This is a genomic window from Hymenobacter sp. J193 (assembly GCF_024700075.1).
Lineage (GTDB): Bacteria > Bacteroidota > Bacteroidia > Cytophagales > Hymenobacteraceae > Hymenobacter.
On record NZ_JAJONE010000001.1, the window covers coordinates 1,548,931 to 1,567,857 of the forward strand.

The window sequence follows — 18,927 nt, forward strand, 5'->3', positions numbered from 1 at the left end:
CAGGCCAGTAGCTTGCGAAGGTATCTAGGATGAAAACTGGCGGGCTTCCTGGGGTGTAGCAGCGGTTTGGCGCTGGCTTTGCACGTGCTCCACAATGTTGCGGAACAAACGCAGACCGTCGCCCTCCTCACTCAGACCAGGGTTTTGGCGTTTGCGCCGGGCCCAGTCGGGGTGGTTATAGAGCGAGAGGAACGCCTCGGGGTGCGGCATCAGGCCAAATACCTGGCCGGTGGTGTCGGTCAGGCCGGCGCAGTTGAGGTCGGCGCCGTTGGGGTTATGCGGATACACGTCCGTTGGTGAGCCGTCGAAATCGGTGTAGGCCAGACAGTTCAGCGCGCGGGCTTCGATTTGAGCAAGGGTTTCTTCGCCCTTAATAATCAGGCGGCCTTCGCCGTGGCGCACGGGCACTTCCATCGAGTCGATACCTTTAAGGAAGGGCGAGTTCGACTTCGGGTTGACTTGCAGGCGCACCCACCGGTCCTCGTAGCGGCCCGAGGCGTTATGCGTCAGCGTCACTTCCGGTGTCACGTTGCCGCTCAGGTTGGGGAGCAGGCCTAGCTTCACCAGCACCTGGAAACCGTTGCAGATGCCCATCACGAACTTGCCGTTGGCAATAAACTCCTTGATATCATCAAGCAGGGTGCGGCCTTCGGCGTTTTTGCGGTAGCGCAGCTTGTTGGCCAGCACCACACCCGAGCCTAGGTCGTCGCCGAAGCTAAAGCCGCCGGGGAAGTTCAGGATGTCGTAGTCGTGGATGCTGACATGGCCGTGCAGCACTTGGTTGAGGTGCACGATGGTTGGCTCGGCGCCGGCTAGCTTGTAGGCGGCAGCAAACTCCTCTTCGCAGTTGATGCCGAAGCCCGTCAGGATGAGGGCGCGCACCGTTGAGTTGCCCGTTGCCAGTTGCCGGTTGTTAGGTTGTTCTTCCGTTGATTTCAGCGGCTCGGTGCTTTCGTGGCCTCCGTCAATGCTCTTGTAGCCGAGCACCGTCACGGAACCGTCGGCGTTGGTTTGCGCTGGCCCCGTCTCGTCGCGCTGCGGCATGGGCGGCGAATTCAGATCCGGAAATAATGGTTTCTCGTTCATGATACCTGAGCCGCTTCGTGCTGGCCGAAGCCGATGATTCTGTTTACTGGGCCATTTGTCCACTCGTGGCGCAGGGCCGCCGTGCTGGCCGAAATGACCGTCTGCCCGTTGTGGCGCACTGTAAGCTGGTTGTCCTGCGTCACCACGCCGAGGCGGGTAGCGCGGGCGCCGAAGTGCTGCTCAAAAGCCACTACATCTTCCGGAGCCACTGTGGCAACGAAGCGCGAGTGCGACTCCGAGAACAGCTGCGCCGACAGACCTAGGCCAGTAGCGGGCAGTTCCAAATCGGCGCCAAACCCATGACCAAACGTGGCTTCTGCCAAGGCAACCGCCAGGCCACCATCCGACAGATCGTGGCAAGATTGGATGAGGCCGTTGTCGTTGGCCTGACCCATCAGCGTGTAGAGGGCTTTGGCTTCCTCGAACCGCACTTTAGGTACGTTGGCGCCTAGCTCACCGAAGAGCTGGTAGAACTCCGAGCCGCCCAACTCGTCGTAGGTTTCGCCCAGCAGGTACACCACGTCGTCGGCTTGCTTGAAGTCGGAGGTGACAGTGCGGCGGATATCCTCTATTTTGGCGGTCATAGAGTACAGGACCGTCGGCGGAACTGAAATCTTCACGCCATCGGCTTTGAAGTCGTTCTTCATCGAATCTTTGCCCGAGGTGAGCGGGATGCAGTAGGCTGCCGTGGCATCGCGCAGGGCTTGGCACATGCGCACCAGCTTGGCCAGCTTGTGCTTGCCATCGGGATTAGTGGTAGGGTCGTACACCGAGTCGGGCACGCAGAAGTTGTCGTTCACCGACCAGAAGTTGCCGTCGCCGTAGCTCAGGTTGGGCAGCTTCCCTCCCACCGCTACAATCTGGCGCACGGCCTCATCAAACGCGCCGGCCGACATATCGTAGGCGTCTATATCTCCAAAGCGGGGCAGGATACCGTTGCTCACGGCTACCCCTTCCCAGCTCTCGAAGTTGAAGCGCACCACAGCGGCATCCTGCGGGGCCTGCCCGGTTGCGCCCATCAGCGGCTTGATAATGGTGCGTCCTTTCACCTCGTGGTCGTACTGCCGAATTACCGACTCACGGGAGCAAATGTTGAGGCTGCCCAGCAGCTTAAACAGCACGTCCGTTGTAGAGACGCATAGTTCCGTCTCGTCGTTGCTGAGGTTGTTTGCCCAGGCGGCGCGGCTGGTGTCGTTCACCGGGGAGACGCAAATATGCGTCTCTACACCGTTCTGCCGAACTTCTATGGCGGGCTCCTGGGCCGTAGGTTTGGTCCACTCGGCTTCCAGCACTTTGCGCGGCACGCCGTTGTGCAGGAACTCCATATCGATGCGCGCCACCGACTCACCGTCGAAGCGCACGTCGAGGCTGCCATCGGCGGTGAAGTAGCCGATATCGGTTAGTTCCACTTCCATTTCCTGGCCTAGGGCCATCAGCTCGGCCATCTTCGCGGGCTCCACGGCCAGCGAGAAACGCTCCTGCGACTCCGACACGAAGATTTCCCAGGGCCGTAGGCCAGGGTACTTCAGGGGCACTTTTTCCAGCTCCACCACGGCACCACCGCTGATAGTCGCCAGCTCCCCTATGGAGGAAGATAAGCCGCCTGCACCATTGTCGGTGCTGCACTTAATCAGGCCGCGACGGGTAGCCAGGATCAGGAAATCCATGGCCAGCTTCTGGGTAATCGGCGAGCCAATTTGCACGGCAGTAGCGGGCGAGGTTTCGTCTAGCTCAATAGAGGAGAACGTGGCACCGTGGATACCGTCTTTGCCCACCCGGCCCCCGGCCATGATGATGCGGTCCTGGGCGTCAATGTTCTTCTCCCACGAGTCGAGGCCAGCTAGTTGCATGGGCATCACGGCACCGGTGCCGCAGTATACCAGCGGCTTGCCAGCGTAGCGGTCATCGAACACAATGGCGCCGTTCACCGTCGGTACCCCCGACTTGTTGCCGCCATCCTCGATGCCCTTGCGCACACCTTCGAAAATGCGGCGTGGGTGCAGCTGGTTGCTCAGCAAGGTGCCCGAAAACTCCGGGTTACCGAAGCACAGCACGTTGGTGTTGAACAGCAGCCGCGCACCCCCAATGCCAGTAGCCAGCGGGTCGCGGTTGTTGCCTAAGATGCCGGTAATAGCTCCACCGTAAGGGTCAATAGCCGAAGGCGAGTTGTGGGTTTCTACCTTCCACACGAACAACGACTCGGGATTGATGCGCACGGCACCGGCGTTGTCACTGAACACCTTGATCAGCCAGTCGTTGCCGTTGGCGCGGAGCTGGCGGTCTACTTCGGAGGTAGCATCTTTGATGTAGGTTTTAAATAAGGAGTCCACTTCAAACTCCTTGCCCGTATCGGCATCCTTATATCTGATAATGGCACTGAACTCCTTATGCTTGCAGTGCTCCGACCACGTTTGGGCTATGATTTCCAGCTCGCAGTCCGTCGGGTCCTGGGGTAGGCCGGCGGCCTGGCGCTCCTCGGCAATGCTGGTGTAATGGTCGCGCACGGCGCGCATTTCCTCCAGATTCAGGGCGTAGAGGTTGTCTTTCGACAGCTTCACCAGCTGCTCATCGGAGAGGCCTACCAGCGGCACCGTGTCCGTAATAGATTCGGCCCCACCACCCGGCCGCGGCGTATAGTCGCGAATCTGGGCTATGAGGCCGACCTCGAAGCGGTTAATCATTTTGTTGCCGAGCAGGTCTTCGGCTAAGCGGCGCAGACTACTCTCAGGCAGCTCGTGCTCCAGGAAGTAGAGCCGTTTGCTGAAGATGTGCTGGGTATGCGTGTCCAGCGGCTGGTTCAGGAAGTCACCGAGGGCGTTTTGGGCCGATATGCCTTCGTCGTCGGTTACGCCGGGCAGCTTGGCCACCAGGATGTAGCTTTTGTATTCGGCACCGTGGCGGAACTCGTCGAGGGCCACGTCGTGCAGCACGGGGTCCTGGAGGCAGTGGGTGGCGAAGTCGCGCAGTTGCTCGTCGCTCACGGGGTAGCGCACCGTGTAGAGGGCGGTGCTTTGCACCCGGCCGGTCGAGAGGCCCAGGTGGCGTTGGGCAGCTTCGGCTACGCGTTGGCCCTCGCCATCGTGTTGGCCGGGCTTGAGCAGAAGCTGTATGGTTCTTTGGGTAGCGTCCAAAAGAGGGAGGTTTGTCTATTTTTCGGGTTTCCCACGCTGAGGCGACTGTGCCACCGTGAGGAAGCATACCCGCGCAGGGTACGCCGAAAATGCCTTGCCGCAGCGCCGGTTGCGCCGCAGTAGGTTCAAGAAAACGCTTTATCGGGCCGACTGCCCGGTTTCACCACCGGAATACCTGCCCGGCACAGCGGGCAATCATCGGGTGCGTAGGTAGCCGCCGTAACCGGCAGCAGGGCAAAGTTCGGGAAATTCAGCGCAGCATTCCCACCCGTGCGGTCAATTAAACTGGCCACGGCCAAAACTTTTGCGCCCAGACCTTCCAGCACCCGCGCTACCTCGTTGGTGCTCTTGCCGGTAGTCACTACGTCCTCGGCAATAACAATGGTCTGGCCGGGCTCGATGGTAAAGCCCCTTCGCAAGGTCATCTGCCCCGAATCGTCGCGCTCGGTGAAGATGCCGGGCACGCCCAGCTGCCGGGCCAGCTCGTAGCCAATTACCACGCCGCCCATAGCCGGGCCCACCACCACATCGGGCTGCAAACCGGCCTGCTGAATCTGCCGGGCCAGCTCCGCAGCCGCTGGAGCTGCCAGGTCAGGGCGACGCAGAAACCGGGCGCACTGCACGTAGGTATCAGAATGCAGGCCCGAGGAAAGGCGGAAGTGGCCGCGCAGCAGCGCGTCTTCTTGGAGCAGTTGCTGCTCTAGCGCTTCGGAGGTGAAGGTGCTTGAGGTGGAAGTCAAGGGTAGCACTCTATTATATAAGGTTTGGAAAGTCTTCTTTGATGGAACGCCATGCTGAGCATGACGGGCTGGATTACGCCGTTACGGGCCGGAACCGATTGATCTGCTCTACCAGCTCCCTCGCCGTTGCGCCGGCATCAGCTGCTTGCCATAACACGCGTGACGTATTAATAAGAAGTCCGGAGCCGTCGGGGCGGAGGCCTGCTTTCAGCGTGGCCTGCAGGTCGCCGCCCTGGGCGCCTACGCCGGGCACCAGAAACCACTGCCCGGGGCAAAGTGTACGCAGGCGGCCTACGGCCTCGGCGTTGGTGGCCCCTACTACCAATCCGATACCCCCGATTTCAGAATCCAGGCGGCTGGCTACTTTGGCTACCCCATCGGCCAGGGAGCCGCCCCGGGTCAGGGCCATGTCCTGCATGGAGTACTGTGACTTGTTGGACGTTTTGGCCAGCACAAACACTAGCTTGTCTTCCCGCACAAACGGCCGCACTGCGTCGTCGCCCATGTAGGGGTTTACCGTCACGCCGTCGGCGCCTACCACATCGTAGGCGAAGCGGGCGTAGTGGTCGGCGGTGTTGGCTATGTCGCCAAACTTGCCGTCCAGAATCACCGGAATGTCTTTCGGTATGCGCTGCACAGTTTCCTTCAGCAGCTGTACCCCGTTTTCCCGGCTCAGAAAGAAGGCCAGGTTGGGCTTGAAGGCGGCGGCATAAGCATGAGTCTGGTCGATGACTTCGGCCAGGCGGCGGGCTACTTGGGCGTCGTCGCCCACTGGGTCAAGGCCGACGCAGAGCAGGGAGTTAGCGGATCCAGTGCGGTGAATGAGCTTTTGCATGGGTGGAAAGATGTGCGAGGTGTGCGAATCAAGTGAAAATAGGAAACGGAAAGATAGTCCGGGCCAGGTTTTATTGGCCTGAAAAATTTGCCTCATTCCACGCATTTTCCGCGCTGAAGGAGGTTCCGCATTCAGCAGCCAGGCGCGCCGAGAGGCCGGGCTCCAGCCATTCACCGCTGGCCACCTGCACGGCCGAGGCACCGCACCGCAGGTAGTCCGTCACGTGGCTGGCCGTAAACACGCCCCCCGTACCGATGATAGGCAGGGCGATTCGGTCATCGTGGGCCAGCTCCCACACGCAGCGCAGGGCCACGGGGCGGAGCGCTTCGCCCGAAAGACCACCGGCTACGGGTGCAGCGGTAGCATCGTCGGGTAGGTGCAGGGCTTTGAGCAGGTTGGTAGCGGCCAGGGCCGTAGCACCGCCTTCCTGCGCGCCCAGGGCCAGACCCCGGATGTGCTCGGGCCAGGGCGGCAGCTTCACTATAATGGCAGCCTCGGGGCCCAACTCGTTGCGCACGGCCTGGGTGGCGTCGCGCACAAACCGGGCGGTTAGCTCCCCGCCTTTTTCGGTATCGGGCTGAGCTATGTAGACCTCTACGCCCGCAATCTGGCCGCCAACTTCCCGCGCCAGAAAGCGCGCAATTTTGCGGAAGCCGGGAATGCCGGGTGCGGTAATACTCACCAGCACCGGCACGCCGTAGCTAAGCAGGTGAGGCAAATGCTCCTGCACCAGAATTTCGGCGCTTTCGGTGCGCATGTTGGTAGCGTTGAGCAGGGTTTGCTCGTTCACCTGCCAGATACCTTCCTCGTACAGCCCGGGCCGGGGCTCCATCGTCACGGTGCGGGTGAAAATGGCGCCCAGCCGCTCGTAGGCAGGTCCGGCGGGCAGCTGCCACGGCGCGGCGGCCAGGCAAACGGGGCTTTGCAAAGTAAGAGTGCCGAGTTGCATGGAAGTTGTTGCTTAGAAAATGAAGACTAGTAGTAGCCGGCGGTGCTTTCGGGTGGCCCGCTTGCCCGGACCTTCACCAATTACCTCTGATTCAGAGTTCCGAACCAGAACCGCCCTTCCCTATTGGCGGGTAGGACTACCGCAACGAGCCTGGTGGGCCGGACTGAAAAGCAAAGTGCCCAGCACGAGGCCGGGCGCTTTGAGAGTCAGAACTAGATAACGTTGGTGCGGTTGATCAGGTAGGGCACGCAGTCACGGATGTCTTTCTGACCGAGGATGACCTGCGCTACTACACTCACACTGTGCGGCGTGTTGAGGATGGCGACGAAGCCTTCCGAATCCACATACTTGTGGGAGCAGCGCACACCGCGGGTAGCGGCAGGAGCGGCGGCTACCATCTGTTGAGCGAGGATAGTGTTGTCATTCACGGGCATTACCATTGTATGGATGAAGGCAGAGAAATGGTCGTGCACAGCTTGCGCGAGGTTTCAACCGACCCGGTTAGGCACAAAAAAACCGCTTCAAAAACAGAAGCGGCAAAACGGGAAAATCCTGAAAAAACAAAAGAGCCAATGTGGCAAAAGACCTTCCGGTCTCTTCGCAGAACAGCTTTATACTGAGCCCCGCACTTCATCAGTTTTGCTGGATAAGGTGAAGCATGCGACAAAGCTACGGATAGTTTTTTACGCCGCAATACTGCCGTAACATTAAGTTTTGTTTGCCAACATATTGCACTGCGTCTTTCTGTTGCTTGCCTACAACTAAGTACCTTGCGCGCCATCATCCTACTTATATAGCTGATTTATAATGATATGCGCGCACAGCATATTTTCATAATACCATCTTCTCATGAAGATTTCACTATTCAATTGAACTAAGAAAAATAGAGTGGCCTGATAAGCTTCCTCAGTAAGAACTACTTCTCCAAGCTTCTGTGACAATGCCGAAAAACAGCCTAAAGTAGATAAACAAAGCGTTTTTTTCCTATGCCACGGCTTATCTGAGCGTCCTGTGAGACAGCACACACCAAGGCCTGAATACTGTTAAAACACAATTTTCTTGCAACTTAACAAACCAATAACGTGCTTTGGAATGTTCAACAATGCGAAAGCCTGTAATTTTGCGCTGAGTTCTACGCATCCCGCCCTGCCTTATTTCGGTTCCCTTGTCCGTCGCCATGAAAAAAACTTTATTCACCGTGGTTGCCGCAGCCCTGCTGACGGTTTCCACAGGCCACGTCCTGGCCCAAAACCACGAGCCCCTGCAGTACGCTGAAACCGTAGCCGCGCCCGAGCCGGGCAAAGCCGCCTTGTTCGGTCGGGCCGCCGAGTGGGTAGACAAGCGCTTTGCTTTTGGCCCTACTTCCGATGTGGTTAACAACGCAGCCACGGGCACCCTGCGCATCACCGGCACCGCCAAAGTGCAGCCGGTTTCCTCGTCCGGCAAAAACGAAGAGCGGGCCGTCCGGTTCGACTTCACTTTCCACTGCACCGACCAGGGCTACGATTACCGGGTAGACAACTTCCGTTACATTGCCGACCCGGCCAACCCCACGGAGCTGGTGCTGCTGGAAGAGTACGTAACCCAGCTAAGCCTGCAAAAAGCCACGGTAAAGACCCACAACGACCGACGGCTGCGGGCCCAGGCTATGTCGCTGGCCAGTGAGGTTGCCATGGCGTTTCGCTCTTAGAAGCTGTTTAAGTTAGCGAGTAGCTTTGGGGATGCAGCAAAAGCGTTACAGTTCGGATCTAACGGAGCGTCAGTGGGCAAAGCTGGCGCCGTTGCTGGTGGTGCAGCGCACGAGCAAGTGGCCGTTGCGAGCGGTAGTAAACGGCATTTTCTACGTGCTCAAGAACGGCTGCGTGTGGCGCGACGTGCCGGCGGACTTTCCACCCTGGCCGACGGTGTACTACTATTTCACCAAGTGGACAGCGGATGGCAGCTGGCAACGGGTCAGTGCTTGTTTGACGATTGAGGCCCGGGAGCGGGCAAAAAAAATGCCCAGCCCACCGAGGCCATCCTCGACAGCCAAAGCGTGAAAAACACGGCCACCAGTACGCGTTGCGTGGGCTACGACGCGGGCAAATGCATCAAGGGCCGCAAGCGCTTTTTCCTGGTGGATACGCTGGGCAACCTGCTCGCCTGCTGCGTGGTCGCCGCCCACTGCCACGACGGCGCCAGCACGGCCCGCTTCTGGGACGCACTGGCGCTGGACAACGAACTACTTGACCGGCTGCAGATCGTGTTCGTGGACGGCGGCTTTGGCCGCTGCTTTCGCCAGCACCTGGCGGGCCGGGGTGTACTGGCGCAGGTACCCAAGGGCGTAGTGGCCGACAAAGGCCGTTTTTTTATCCACACCAAGCGCTGGGTGGTGGAGCGCAGCATTGCCTGGGCCGGCAACAACCGCCGCTTGGCCAAAGACTACGAACGGAAAACGCAGCATGCCAACGCCTGGCTCTACCTAGCCAACATCCGACGACTCACCAAGCTAACTTAAACAGCTTCTTACATGAACAGCCTCCCCACTACCGACGACAGCACCGTGGGGCTGCCGGCTCAGGACCACGAGTAGCAAAGAGGCTATTATCTTACTCGGTTGTGGCAACAGTCAATAGTTGCCCGAAGAATATTCCTATTGTGGTGCTAAAGCCAATGCTGCCCCCGCTGGCAAGAGCCTTTCGCGCGTGCAAGGTTATTACTAAACCATTATCACCAGTATCATTTTTGCGTAAGCCCGACAGTGCAGTCCGTGCCATCCTTGAAATGCAGAAAGCCGCGTTGCAGCGCGGCTTTCTGTCTTGCCTGTATAGGCTCTCACATCACTCACTCACTGAATTTTACGAGACACCCAAGATATAGGTTAAGAATATACCACGCAACCTATTTCTCAGTTATTTCACTCTGGCTTTCACAGTATCCCACGAGCTAACGTATGTTAGGTTTGTTTTAGCATATTTCCGCGAAGGCCGAATTATTATCCTGGCCGAGGGACATACTTAGTGTAGCAAAGCCCCCGGCAGATGCTACGCAGCATCCGCCGGGGGCTTGTCATACTTGGTGGCTGGCAACAGCTACGGCGTAACTACTATTTTCTGGTTGGCCAGCCGCTGACCGTTGCCACCCCGCAGCAGCACGTGATACATACCGGCGGGCAGGTGCTGCACCAGTAGCTGCTGCCCTAGCTGCAACACCGGATACTCGCGCACCAGCCGCCCCTGGTTGTCGAGGATACGCACCGACTGCCCCAGCTGCGGCAGGCCCGTGAGGGCAACCTGCAAAACACCAGCTGCGGTAGCCGGGTTGGGGTACACCTGCAGCGCGTAGCTGGCCGCGCCCAGCTCGGCCACCACCACTTCCGATATCTTCTGATGCCCGTCCAGGTCTACCTGCCGCAGGCGGTAGTAAAGCTTGGCGGCACCCAGCTTACCGGCCTGCGCGTCGCGCAGGGTGTAGGTACGGGCCTGCGAGTTGCTGCCGGCGGCCTGCACCTGGCCTACTGCCACAAATTCATTAGCGCCGGCCTGGGTGGCCCGCTCCACTATAAAGTGGCTGCTTTGCTGCTCTGAGGCCGTACGCCACTGCAGCAGTACGCTGCCACCCTGCACCTGGGCCTGCCAGGCGGTAAGCTCCACGGGCAGCACCACGGGCGTTACGATGTTATTGGGAAAGCCGTACGGACGGTCATCGGCCAGCCCGTAGTACATGCGCACGTCACCGAGGGCACTGAGGCCGTTATTTACTTCCAGCTCCACCCACGAAAAATCCTGCGTGGTCCGGAGCGTCAGCTCACTCTTGTTGCCGCCCAGCACCGCCAGCTGCAGGGCCGAGGCTCCGCTGGCGCTTTCGAGCAGGGTGTTGCCATCGGGCCCGCCGTAAGTGTTGATACGAAAGTTATTGAGCAGGCTGGCGTCGAGCAGGCCTTCCCCCAGCTGCAGCACCACGCCGGCGGTATTGCCGGCCTGGCCGGTGCCATTCAGCTTTACTTTGAGGCGCTGCGTACCCAACACGTTTACCAGACTGGTAATCTTGGCATAGTCCGTTGTGGAGGCATTGGCGGCATTCTGCGGGTTTATAATGCCATTTACCGTTCCATTGATATTCACCGACAGTACACTGTTGGACCGAGCCTGAAAGTCCTGGGTTGGCGTGGCGGTGGTATTGTCGGAAAGCGTAATGGTTTCGGCCTCGAAAGCCCGCGGCTCAATTCCGAAACCGTAGTACAGACGCACATTATTCAGAGCGCTCAGCAGCTCTGTCCGGCTGATAGAAACCCGGTCAAAGGCTTCGCTGGTGGCAAAGCTCACGTAGTAGCGGTTGCTGCCGTCGGGCAAGAGATTAAGGCGCAGCAGGGAGGCGCCGCTAAATGTTTCCTGCTCCTCATCACCGAGGTAGGTGCGCACCTGCAGGCCGGCCAGTACGCTGGCGTCGAGCAGGCCGCCATTGCCAATCACAAACCCCGCGTGGTAGCCGGCTGGAGCAATACCTTCCAAACCAACGTTCAGCGTGGCCGGGCAGCTTACATCAACGGCGCTGCCAAAAGAAGCGTAGTTGGAAGTCAGGTCCGTGTCGGTGGCCCGCTCGGGGTGTGCTACGGCCGTATTCAGGCACAAGCCCAGCGCACCCGGCGATACGGCCGTGCTGGCACTGTTGGTACGCGACAGGTAGCCCTGCACCTCATTCTGGTTGCTGTTGCTGATGCCGTAGGCGTAGTATACCCGCAGGTCGTGCTGGTTGAAGATGTCGATGCTGGCGGTCTGGTAATACTCCAGCTTTATCTCATCGAAAGCCTGCGGGGCCTCAAACTCCAGGCGCGTAGGCCGGCTGGAGCCAATAGCGGGCTTGAGCAGGTTCATATCCACCACCATCTTGTCTTTCTCCACGCCCTTGGCATACGTGGTAATACGCGCCCCACCCAGCAGGTTGAGGCTGAGTACCGTAGCCGTGCCGCTCACTACTACCCCCGCCCGACTGTACGCCGGAACCGTACCGTTGAGCTTCATAGAGATGGAAGCTGAGCCCGCAATGATGCCCAGATCCAGGGTGGCAAAATTGTCGAGGGCCGCGTCAGTAGCTCGTTCTTTGTTGTTTACTTTGGTACAAACCACCGTAATACAACTGGTGGCAACCACGGGCGGTGCCCCGGTTACAGAATAGTACGTCACGGGGTCGGCGGCGGTGGCCTGCAGCCAGGAAATCAGGGCCAGGAAAGTCAGAATACCGCGGCGACGGGCGGCGGCACAAACAGGAAGAAGGCTCATAGCAAACTGCGTTAAAGTGTATCCACTGGGCAGTCTGACTTACAAGCTGTTTGCCATCTTCAATAAAGCATGCCAAAACCCTGCTAATCGTCTAATAGTGCAGCTAGCCACAACCTGTATTTCCCAAAATGGGAAATACAGGTAAATATTAGAGAATGACTATTATACAAAACGTGGCTCGTTTTTTCAGCAACAAGATTTTGAAAATCAGATATTTAGCAAAGTTCTAAGCTAAACACTCCAAATTAGCCAAACAGGCCACATCTGGGCCCCTATAGATTATCGTAGGTTATAGTTAAGCTTCCCACCTTACCGCTGCTATTTCTATGCCCATTGCTACGCCGGCCTTCCGCATATTCATCGTTGAAGATAATGAGTGGTACGGCCAGCTGCTGGCTTACCGCCTCAACCAGAACCCCGACTACACGGTTACCCGGTTTGCCTCGGCCCAGGAGTGCCTGAGCCAGCTCGCGCAGAAGCCTGACCTGATCAGCCTAGACTATGGCCTCCCCGACATGGCTGGGGATGAGGTTTTTCGCCGCATCAAGGTGCAGCTGCCTGACGTGGCGGTAGTCGTTATATCGGCCCAGGAAGACGTGCGCACGGCCATTTCCCTGTTGCGCCAGGGAGCCTACGATTATTTGGTGAAGGACGAAGACACCCCGGACCGCCTCTGGCATGTGGCGGGCAACGTACAGCGGCAGGTGACGCTGCGCCGCGAAAACGAGCAGCTACGCCAGCAGCTGGGCCAGGCCACCGACCCGCGCCGGACGCTCTTGGGCTGTAGCCCACAGATGCAGCAGCTGCAGGGACTGATTGAAAAAGCGGGCCGCACCAACATCAGCGTGTCGCTGACGGGCGAAACCGGCACGGGCAAAGAACTGGTAGCCAAAGCCATTCATGCCCTTTCGGAGCGGCGCACCGGTGCCTTTGTGGCCGTGAACGTGGCCGCCATCCCGCGGGAGCTGCTGGAAAGTGAGCTGTTCGGGCACGAGAAAGGCGCCTTTACGGGTGCCGTGAGTCGCCGGGTGGGCCGGTTTGAGGAAGCCCACCAGGGCACCCTGTTTCTGGACGAAATTGCCGACCTCGACTTCAGCCTGCAGTCGAAGCTGCTGCGGGCCCTGCAGGAGCGCGAAGTGTACCGGGTAGGAGGAAACTCCGCCATTCGCTTTGATGCCCGCCTAATTGTGGCCACGCACCACGACCTGGCCGAGCGGGTGCGGCAGGGCGCCTTCCGGGAGGATTTGTTTTACCGTCTGCTAGGCCTGCCTATTGCGCTGCCGCCCCTGCGCGAGCGGGGCGACGACGTGCTGCTGCTGGCTGAGGCCTTTCTGCGCGACTTTGCGGCCCGCAACAACTTGGCCGTGCATTCTTTTTCGCCCGCTGCCTGCCTCAAGCTCCAGCAATACGCTTTTCCTGGCAACGTGCGCGAGCTGAAAGCCGTGGTGGAGCTGGGCGCCGTGCTGGCCGAGGGCGACACTATCGAGCCGGCGGACCTGCAGCTGCGGTCTACTTCGCCCGCTGCCAGCCCGGACACTCCTGCGCCCTTGCGTGCTCAGGTGGCCAGCATTGTACAGCGCTGCCTCGATGCAAACCAAGGCAACATCCTGCAGGCAGCGGCCCAGCTTTGCATCGGCAAGTCCACGCTGTACCGCATGCTCCAGAACAAGGAAGTGTATATCAAGTAAGTATCTGTATCTGACTTTATGGCCGACCGCTCCGCTGCCGCTTCCCGCCACCTGCATCATAAGCTAGCCCAGGCCCGGCGCCTGCTGGGCGAGACCCGCACCCAGTTGCACCAGGCTCGTCTGCACACCACCCGGCTGCAGCAGGCTGCCGCCACCCAGGCGGCCGCCCTGCTGCACACCCTTGACAATGCTATTATCGTAGCCGGCTCCGACCTGCGCGTTTCCCTGGTCAGCCCGGCTTACTGCCACCTGTTTGGGCTGCCGCAGCCGTATATTCACTACCTGGGTGCGCCAGTGGGCGAAGTGCTTGAGCAGTTTACCATCGGATTTCAGCACCCCGACGAAGCGGTGAAGCTGCACCGCCACGCCCTGGAGCAGCAGGTACCCCTGCAGGACGCGCTGCTGTCCCTGGCCAATGGGCGCATTTTGAAGCTCAACTACCTGCCCGTGGCCGAGCAAGGCGTGGTGGCCCTGCACCTGTGGAGCTACCAGGACGTGACGCAGCAGCAGCACCTGCAGGCTCATATCAGTCAGCTTTCCCGCCTGGCCGAGTTCAGCCCCCACCCCATTATCTGCTACACGCCGGCCGGCCATCCGCAGTATTTCAATCCCGCGGCCGGGCCCGTGCTGGAGGAGCTCACCGCTCAGCCTTCCCAGGAAGGCAACCAGTTTCTGCGCCATGAGCTGACGGCGGCCCTGGCGGCGGGCCAGACGCGCTTCCGGCAGTTTGCCCTGAACGACCACGTGTACTACTGGACGGTGGTGCCGCTGCTTACGGAAGATTGCGTGAACGTGTACCTCACCGATTTCACGGATCAGCAGCGCCTTACCACCGAGCTGGCCAGCAGCCAGCGCCTGCTGGAGCGCGTGCTGGAAACGGCACCGAACGTTGTCTACACCTTTGATCTGCTGGAAGAGCGGGTTACGTACTGCAACCGGCACATGTACGACCTGCTGGGCTATACCGAGCAGGAACTCATGGCCATGGGCGTGGAGGAGTGGCAGCAGCTGCTCGCGGCCGAGGACCGCACCCCCATGCGCGACTACTGGCACGCCATGCGGTCCGCCGCCGACGGCGAAATCCGAACGATGGAGTACCACGTTTACCATCGCAACGGCGCCCGCCTATGCCTGCGCACCAGCACTACCCCGCTGGAGCGCGACGCCTCAGGCCAGGCCTGGCTGGCGGCCGGGGCCCTGGAAGACATTACCAAATGGAAGCAGGCCGAAGCCCAGCGCCGGGCCATCAACCGGGGATTGGCGGAGAAAAACCGGCTGTTTCAGCAGATCATCGACACCTCGCCCCAGCTTATTTTCATCCGGGATAACCAGGGCCGTTTTCAACTGGCCAATCAGGCAGCCGCAGACTTCTACGGCGTCTCGAAAAGGCAGCTGCTACGCGGCACCTATGCCGATGTGATGCCCGACGAAGAAGTGCGCACGCGGCTGCTGGAGCAGGATCAGCAGGTTATTCAGGCACGGATAGAGCTTTCCACCGAAGAGCATTTTGAGTGGCACGACGGGCGTGAGCGGTGGTTTCAGTGCCTGAAGCAGCCGTTTGTGCTGGCCGATGGCACGGTGCAGGTGCTGGCGGTAGCCAGCGAAATAACGGCGCAGAAACAGGTCAATGCCGAGCTGCGGCAGGCCAAGGAAACCGCCGAGCAGACGGCCCGCGTCAAGCAGGAGTTTTTGGCTAATATCAGCCACGAGATTCGCACGCCCATGCACGGCATTCTGGGCGTAGCCAACCTGCTGGGCCGCACTCCGCTCACCGATGAGCAGCGCGAGTTTGTGCAGCACATTCAGGAATCGGCCGAAAACCTGCTGGTGGTGATAAACGACGTGCTGGACGTGTCGCAGCTGCTGACGGGCAAAATTAAGCTGGAGGAGCGGGTGTTCGACGTGCGCGACGTGCTGCGCCGCAGCGCGGAGGCGGTGCGCTTCCGGGTTGAGGAAAAAGGCATCAGCCTGCATTTGGAGCTGCCCGCCCCCGACGTGCCCACCCAGGTGCTCGGCGACCCGTACCGCCTCACCCAGATCCTGCTGAACCTGCTCAGCAACGCCGTTAAATTCACGAACCAGGGCCACGTGACCCTACGCTGCGAGCCGCTGCCCCACCAAGCCAAGATGTGCTGCTTTGCCTTTGTAGTGGAAGATACCGGTATTGGCATTGCGGCCTCGCAGCTCGAAGAAATGTTTGAGCCCTTCACCCAGGCCTCAGCCAGCACGGCCCGGCGCTACGGTGGCACTGGCCTGGGGCTGAGCATCAGCAAAGGGCTGGTAGAGCGGCTGGGCGGCACCATCACGGCCCACAGCCAGGTACAGCAGGGCAGCACGTTCCGGGTAGAGCTGCCGCTGCAGCCGGTTATCGGCCCGGCTACGGCCGCCCCTACGGCCGTGGAGCAGCCCCCACTCGGACCCCACCGCCTTCTGCTGGTGGAAGACAACGCGGTGAGCTTGTTTCTGACGAAAAAGCTGCTGGCCAACTGGGGGCTGGTGGTAGATGCGGCCCCCAGCGGAGCCGAGGCCCTGGAGCTGTTCCGGGCGCATTCGTACGCGCTGGTGCTGATGGATATCCAGATGCCCGAAATGGACGGCATCACCACCACCCACCACCTGCGCCAGCACCCCGATGCGCAGCGAGCGGCCACGCCGGTAGTAGCCCTCACGGCCAACGCGCTACCCGATCAGACGCAGCTGTACCGGGCTGCGGGCTTCCAGGCTTTCCTGTCCAAGCCCTTCTCCGACCAGCAACTGTATGTGCTGCTGCAGCACCACTTGCCCGCTAAGGCGCATATTACGGAGCAGCTGTTCGATTTAAAAAACATTCAACTGGTAGCCCAGGGCGACGAGGCCTTTATCCGGCACATGATGCAGCTCTTCATCGACACGGCCCCGCCGGCCCTGGCTAAGCTGGAAGGCTTCTACGCGCAGCAGCAGTGGCAGCGCGTGGCCGAAATGGCGCACCACCTCAAAAGCAGCTTTTACTCGCTCAACGTGCGCAGCCTGCTGGAGCCTATCCGGGAGTTGGAAGCCGCCGCCAGCCACCCGCACGTAGATGCCGGGCACGTAGCCACCCTTATCCAGTACATCCGGCAGGTGGCGGAAACCGTGATAGAGCAGCTCCGTTCGCAGATTGGCGCCTGAAGGCCGGCAACTCAGCGCCTGGCACCGAAACTACCCATGAGCTTTTGTGGTTTACTCTGTAGTTTCTACCTCTGCCGACCGGCAAGCGTAGTTGTTTTTTGTACTTTTAACACCCCTGCTTTATGATTCTGCTTGTTTCCGTGGGTATTACCCTGGTTGCCGTGCTGGCCGCCCAGGCCGTTCGGGTTACTGGCCAGCCCGAGCTGCAGCCCGTTCGGGTGCGCAGCCGCCGCTAGCGCCCTTTTCTCTTGCCAATTGATGAGCCTTTCCTGCCCGGGAAAGGCTTTTTTTTGAACAACATTCGGGCCTTCCCTGCTGCTGTCTGAATCACATAAAAAACCGTGCGGCCACCCCAAATAGGAGCAGCCGCACGGCTTATAAATAAACTCTCGCCGGAACTAGCGAATCACGAGCTTGCGCATGGTGCTGGTATTGTCGGAGTCGAGCTTGACGTAGTAGAGGCCGCTGGCGAACTTGCTCAGGTCGAGCGTGCGGGTAAAACGGTCGTTGAGCTCCGTCACGGTTTCGCGGTATACCACGGTGCCGATGATGTTTAGCACCCGCAGCTCCAGCTTACGGCCTTTGAAACCCAGTACCGATACCTGCACGATACCCGTGCTGGGATTGGGATACACCAACAGGTTTTTTTCCTCAAGCTGAGGTTTATTGCCTGCCTTCTCCGTGGGCTGAGCGGCCGCCTGCGACAGCAAGGCCGAGCCGGGCAGCAGGCCAAACAGCAGGAGAAAGGAAACGAAGCGTAGGAGTTTTATCATAAGGAAGGGCGCAACAAGGCGTTCAGCAATCCAGCAGGAATACTTAACGTGAAGTGTTTAATTAGGTTTGCAAAGGTAACATCCTATGGGAGAATCTGGTTAGCTATATATCCATTCTTTGAGAAAAAACCTATATAGCCGGCCTCTTTTGTATGACTTTTCTGATAATTTTTTCGTGAGCATTCTCATAATCGGTGGGGGGCTGGCCGGGCTGGCTGCAGCCCTTGACCTGGCCGGGCGCGGGCTGGCCGTTACGCTGGTGGAGCGCAAGCAATACCCTTTCCACCGGGTGTGCGGCGAATACATTTCCAACGAGGTGCTGCCTTATCTGCGCCGCCTCGGCGCCGACCCCGCCGTGCTGCGCCCGGCCCGCATTGAGCAGCTGCTGGTCAGTTCCCCGGCTGGCCGCGTGGTGCGCGCCCCGCTGGGTTTGGGCGGCTTTGGAATAAGCCGCTACCAGCTCGACTTTTTCCTGTACCAGCTGGCCCTGGAGCGTGGCGTGCAAGTGGAAACCGCCACCGTCGCCGACATAGTTTTTGATGCCGCTACGAGTACGCACCGCGCTACCCTGGCCGATGGCCGCACGCTTACGGCGCAGGTGGTGCTGGGCGCCTATGGCAAGCGGGCCAACCTCGACCGGCAGCTCAACCGCCCCTTTTTCCGGCAACGCTCCCCTTACCTGGCCGTCAAGTACCACCTGCGCTACGACTTCCCGCGCCACCTCATTGCCCTGCACAACTTCGCCGACGGCTACGCGGGCCTGTCTGCCATCGAAGACGACAAGTACTGCTTCTGCTACCTCACCACCCGCCAAAACCTTAAGCAGCACGGCACCATTCCAGCTCTCGAAACTGCCGTGCTGGCCCGCAACCCCTTTCTGGCCCGGGTATTCGGGCAAGCCGAATTCCTGTATCCGCAGCCCGAGGTTATCAACGAAATATCCTTCGCCCCGAAAGCGCCGGTGGAAAACCACGTGCTGATGTGCGGCGACGCGGCCGGGCTGATTACCCCACTGTGCGGCAATGGCATGGCCATGGCCCTGCACGGCGCGGCCCTGGCCGCCGAGCATATCCATGCCTTCGTGCGGGGCGACGTCGGGCGACCGGAGTTGGAAAGCTGCTACCGGCAGGCCTGGCAGCGGCAGTTTGGCAGCCGCCTGCGCGTGGGCCGCACCGTGCAGCGGCTGTTTGGCCGCCCCGTGATGAGCGAAGCTGGTTATTGGCGGGCTGCGCTACTGGCCAGCTGCCGTGCGGACACTTATTGGCGGCACCCACGGCCAACCGTTTTAATCCTGTTCCAGGGTACGCGGGCCTAACTCAA

The 18,927-nt window shown here is 59.9% G+C and carries 14 protein-coding genes; 6 read left to right on the forward strand and 8 right to left on the reverse strand.

Features of this window, described 5'->3' with window-relative positions:
- Positions 1 to 24 precede the first annotated feature (24 nt).
- The 6 genes from LRS06_RS06670 to LRS06_RS06695 all read right to left on the reverse strand — a co-directional run bounded on the left by LRS06_RS06670 (position 25) and on the right by LRS06_RS06695 (position 7,214).
- Positions 25 to 1,086 (reverse strand): phosphoribosylformylglycinamidine synthase subunit PurQ, encoded by a 1,062-nt coding sequence (locus LRS06_RS06670; RefSeq protein ID WP_257870772.1) that lies wholly within the window; start codon positions 1,084 to 1,086, stop codon positions 25 to 27.
- A complete protein-coding gene (locus LRS06_RS06675) occupies positions 1,083 to 4,217 on the reverse strand; it encodes an AIR synthase-related protein (protein WP_257870773.1) in 3,135 nt (1,044 codons plus the stop codon). Before LRS06_RS06675 ends, LRS06_RS06670 begins: the two co-directional genes overlap by 4 nt.
- Positions 4,218 to 4,342: 125 nt before the next feature.
- Entirely contained in the window at positions 4,343 to 4,957 is a 615-nt protein-coding gene (gene pyrE, locus LRS06_RS06680; protein ID WP_257870774.1) for an orotate phosphoribosyltransferase, read from the reverse strand.
- Between the two features lie 73 nt (positions 4,958 to 5,030).
- On the reverse strand, positions 5,031 to 5,792 hold the full coding sequence (gene pyrF, locus LRS06_RS06685) for an orotidine-5'-phosphate decarboxylase (RefSeq protein WP_257870775.1): 762 nt from the start codon (positions 5,790 to 5,792) through the stop codon (positions 5,031 to 5,033).
- 70 nt (positions 5,793 to 5,862) lie between these two features.
- Positions 5,863 to 6,741, reverse strand: a complete 879-nt coding sequence (locus tag LRS06_RS06690) for a dihydroorotate dehydrogenase (protein ID WP_257870776.1) — start codon at positions 6,739 to 6,741, stop codon at positions 5,863 to 5,865.
- Positions 6,742 to 6,953: 212 nt separating this feature from the next.
- A complete protein-coding gene (locus LRS06_RS06695) occupies positions 6,954 to 7,214 on the reverse strand; it encodes a hypothetical protein (RefSeq protein WP_257870777.1) in 261 nt (86 codons plus the stop codon).
- 704 nt (positions 7,215 to 7,918) lie between these two features.
- Between LRS06_RS06695 and LRS06_RS06700 the strand changes: the two genes are divergently transcribed.
- Genes LRS06_RS06700 through LRS06_RS06710 form a run of 3 tightly spaced genes read left to right on the forward strand, consistent with a single transcriptional unit; the run spans position 7,919 to position 9,238 of the window.
- Positions 7,919 to 8,431 (forward strand): DUF4468 domain-containing protein, encoded by a 513-nt coding sequence (locus LRS06_RS06700; protein WP_257870778.1) that lies wholly within the window; start codon positions 7,919 to 7,921, stop codon positions 8,429 to 8,431.
- Between the two features lie 31 nt (positions 8,432 to 8,462).
- Entirely contained in the window at positions 8,463 to 8,780 is a 318-nt protein-coding gene (locus tag LRS06_RS06705; protein ID WP_257869900.1) for a transposase, read from the forward strand.
- Positions 8,777 to 9,238, forward strand: coding sequence for a transposase (locus LRS06_RS06710; protein WP_257869901.1), 462 nt, complete (start codon positions 8,777 to 8,779; stop codon positions 9,236 to 9,238). Before LRS06_RS06705 ends, LRS06_RS06710 begins: the two co-directional genes overlap by 4 nt.
- A gap of 574 nt (positions 9,239 to 9,812) precedes the next feature.
- Here LRS06_RS06710 and LRS06_RS06715 read toward each other — a convergent pair.
- Entirely contained in the window at positions 9,813 to 11,999 is a 2,187-nt protein-coding gene (locus LRS06_RS06715) for a T9SS type A sorting domain-containing protein (protein ID WP_257870779.1), read from the reverse strand.
- Between the two features lie 326 nt (positions 12,000 to 12,325).
- On the opposite strand from LRS06_RS06715, the gene LRS06_RS06720 reads away from it, so the two are divergent.
- Both LRS06_RS06720 and LRS06_RS06725 read left to right on the forward strand, forming a co-directional pair.
- On the forward strand, positions 12,326 to 13,687 hold the full coding sequence (locus LRS06_RS06720; protein ID WP_257870780.1) for a sigma-54 dependent transcriptional regulator: 1,362 nt from the start codon (positions 12,326 to 12,328) through the stop codon (positions 13,685 to 13,687).
- A gap of 18 nt (positions 13,688 to 13,705) precedes the next feature.
- Entirely contained in the window at positions 13,706 to 16,834 is a 3,129-nt protein-coding gene (locus LRS06_RS06725; RefSeq protein WP_257870781.1) for a PAS domain S-box protein, read from the forward strand.
- Between the two features lie 398 nt (positions 16,835 to 17,232).
- Here the strand turns inward: LRS06_RS06725 and LRS06_RS06730 are convergent, their stop codons facing one another.
- Positions 17,233 to 17,607: a T9SS type A sorting domain-containing protein gene (locus LRS06_RS06730; RefSeq protein ID WP_196955346.1), complete on the reverse strand. Its 375-nt coding sequence runs from the start codon at positions 17,605 to 17,607 to the stop codon at positions 17,233 to 17,235.
- 175 nt (positions 17,608 to 17,782) lie between these two features.
- On the opposite strand from LRS06_RS06730, the gene LRS06_RS06735 reads away from it, so the two are divergent.
- A complete protein-coding gene (locus LRS06_RS06735) occupies positions 17,783 to 18,922 on the forward strand; it encodes an NAD(P)/FAD-dependent oxidoreductase (protein ID WP_257870782.1) in 1,140 nt (379 codons plus the stop codon).
- Positions 18,923 to 18,927 lie beyond the last annotated feature (5 nt).

What these genes read in the sequence shown, in the direction of transcription:
- LRS06_RS06670 (WP_257870772.1), bottom strand. Translation starts at nt 1,086, where the DNA reads ATGAACGAGAAACCATTATTTCCGGATCTGAATTCGCCGCCCATGCCG.
- LRS06_RS06690 (WP_257870776.1), bottom strand. Translation starts at nt 6,741, where the DNA reads ATGCAACTCGGCACTCTTACTTTGCAAAGCCCCGTTTGCCTGGCCGCC.
- LRS06_RS06700 (WP_257870778.1), top strand. Translation starts at nt 7,919, where the DNA reads ATGAAAAAAACTTTATTCACCGTGGTTGCCGCAGCCCTGCTGACGGTT.
- LRS06_RS06730 (WP_196955346.1), bottom strand. Translation starts at nt 17,607, where the DNA reads ATGATAAAACTCCTACGCTTCGTTTCCTTTCTCCTGCTGTTTGGCCTG.
- LRS06_RS06705 (WP_257869900.1), top strand. Translation starts at nt 8,463, where the DNA reads ATGCAGCAAAAGCGTTACAGTTCGGATCTAACGGAGCGTCAGTGGGCA.
- LRS06_RS06725 (WP_257870781.1), top strand. Translation starts at nt 13,706, where the DNA reads ATGGCCGACCGCTCCGCTGCCGCTTCCCGCCACCTGCATCATAAGCTA.
- LRS06_RS06720 (WP_257870780.1), top strand. Translation starts at nt 12,326, where the DNA reads ATGCCCATTGCTACGCCGGCCTTCCGCATATTCATCGTTGAAGATAAT.
- LRS06_RS06715 (WP_257870779.1), bottom strand. Translation starts at nt 11,999, where the DNA reads ATGAGCCTTCTTCCTGTTTGTGCCGCCGCCCGTCGCCGCGGTATTCTG.
- pyrF (WP_257870775.1), bottom strand. Translation starts at nt 5,792, where the DNA reads ATGCAAAAGCTCATTCACCGCACTGGATCCGCTAACTCCCTGCTCTGC.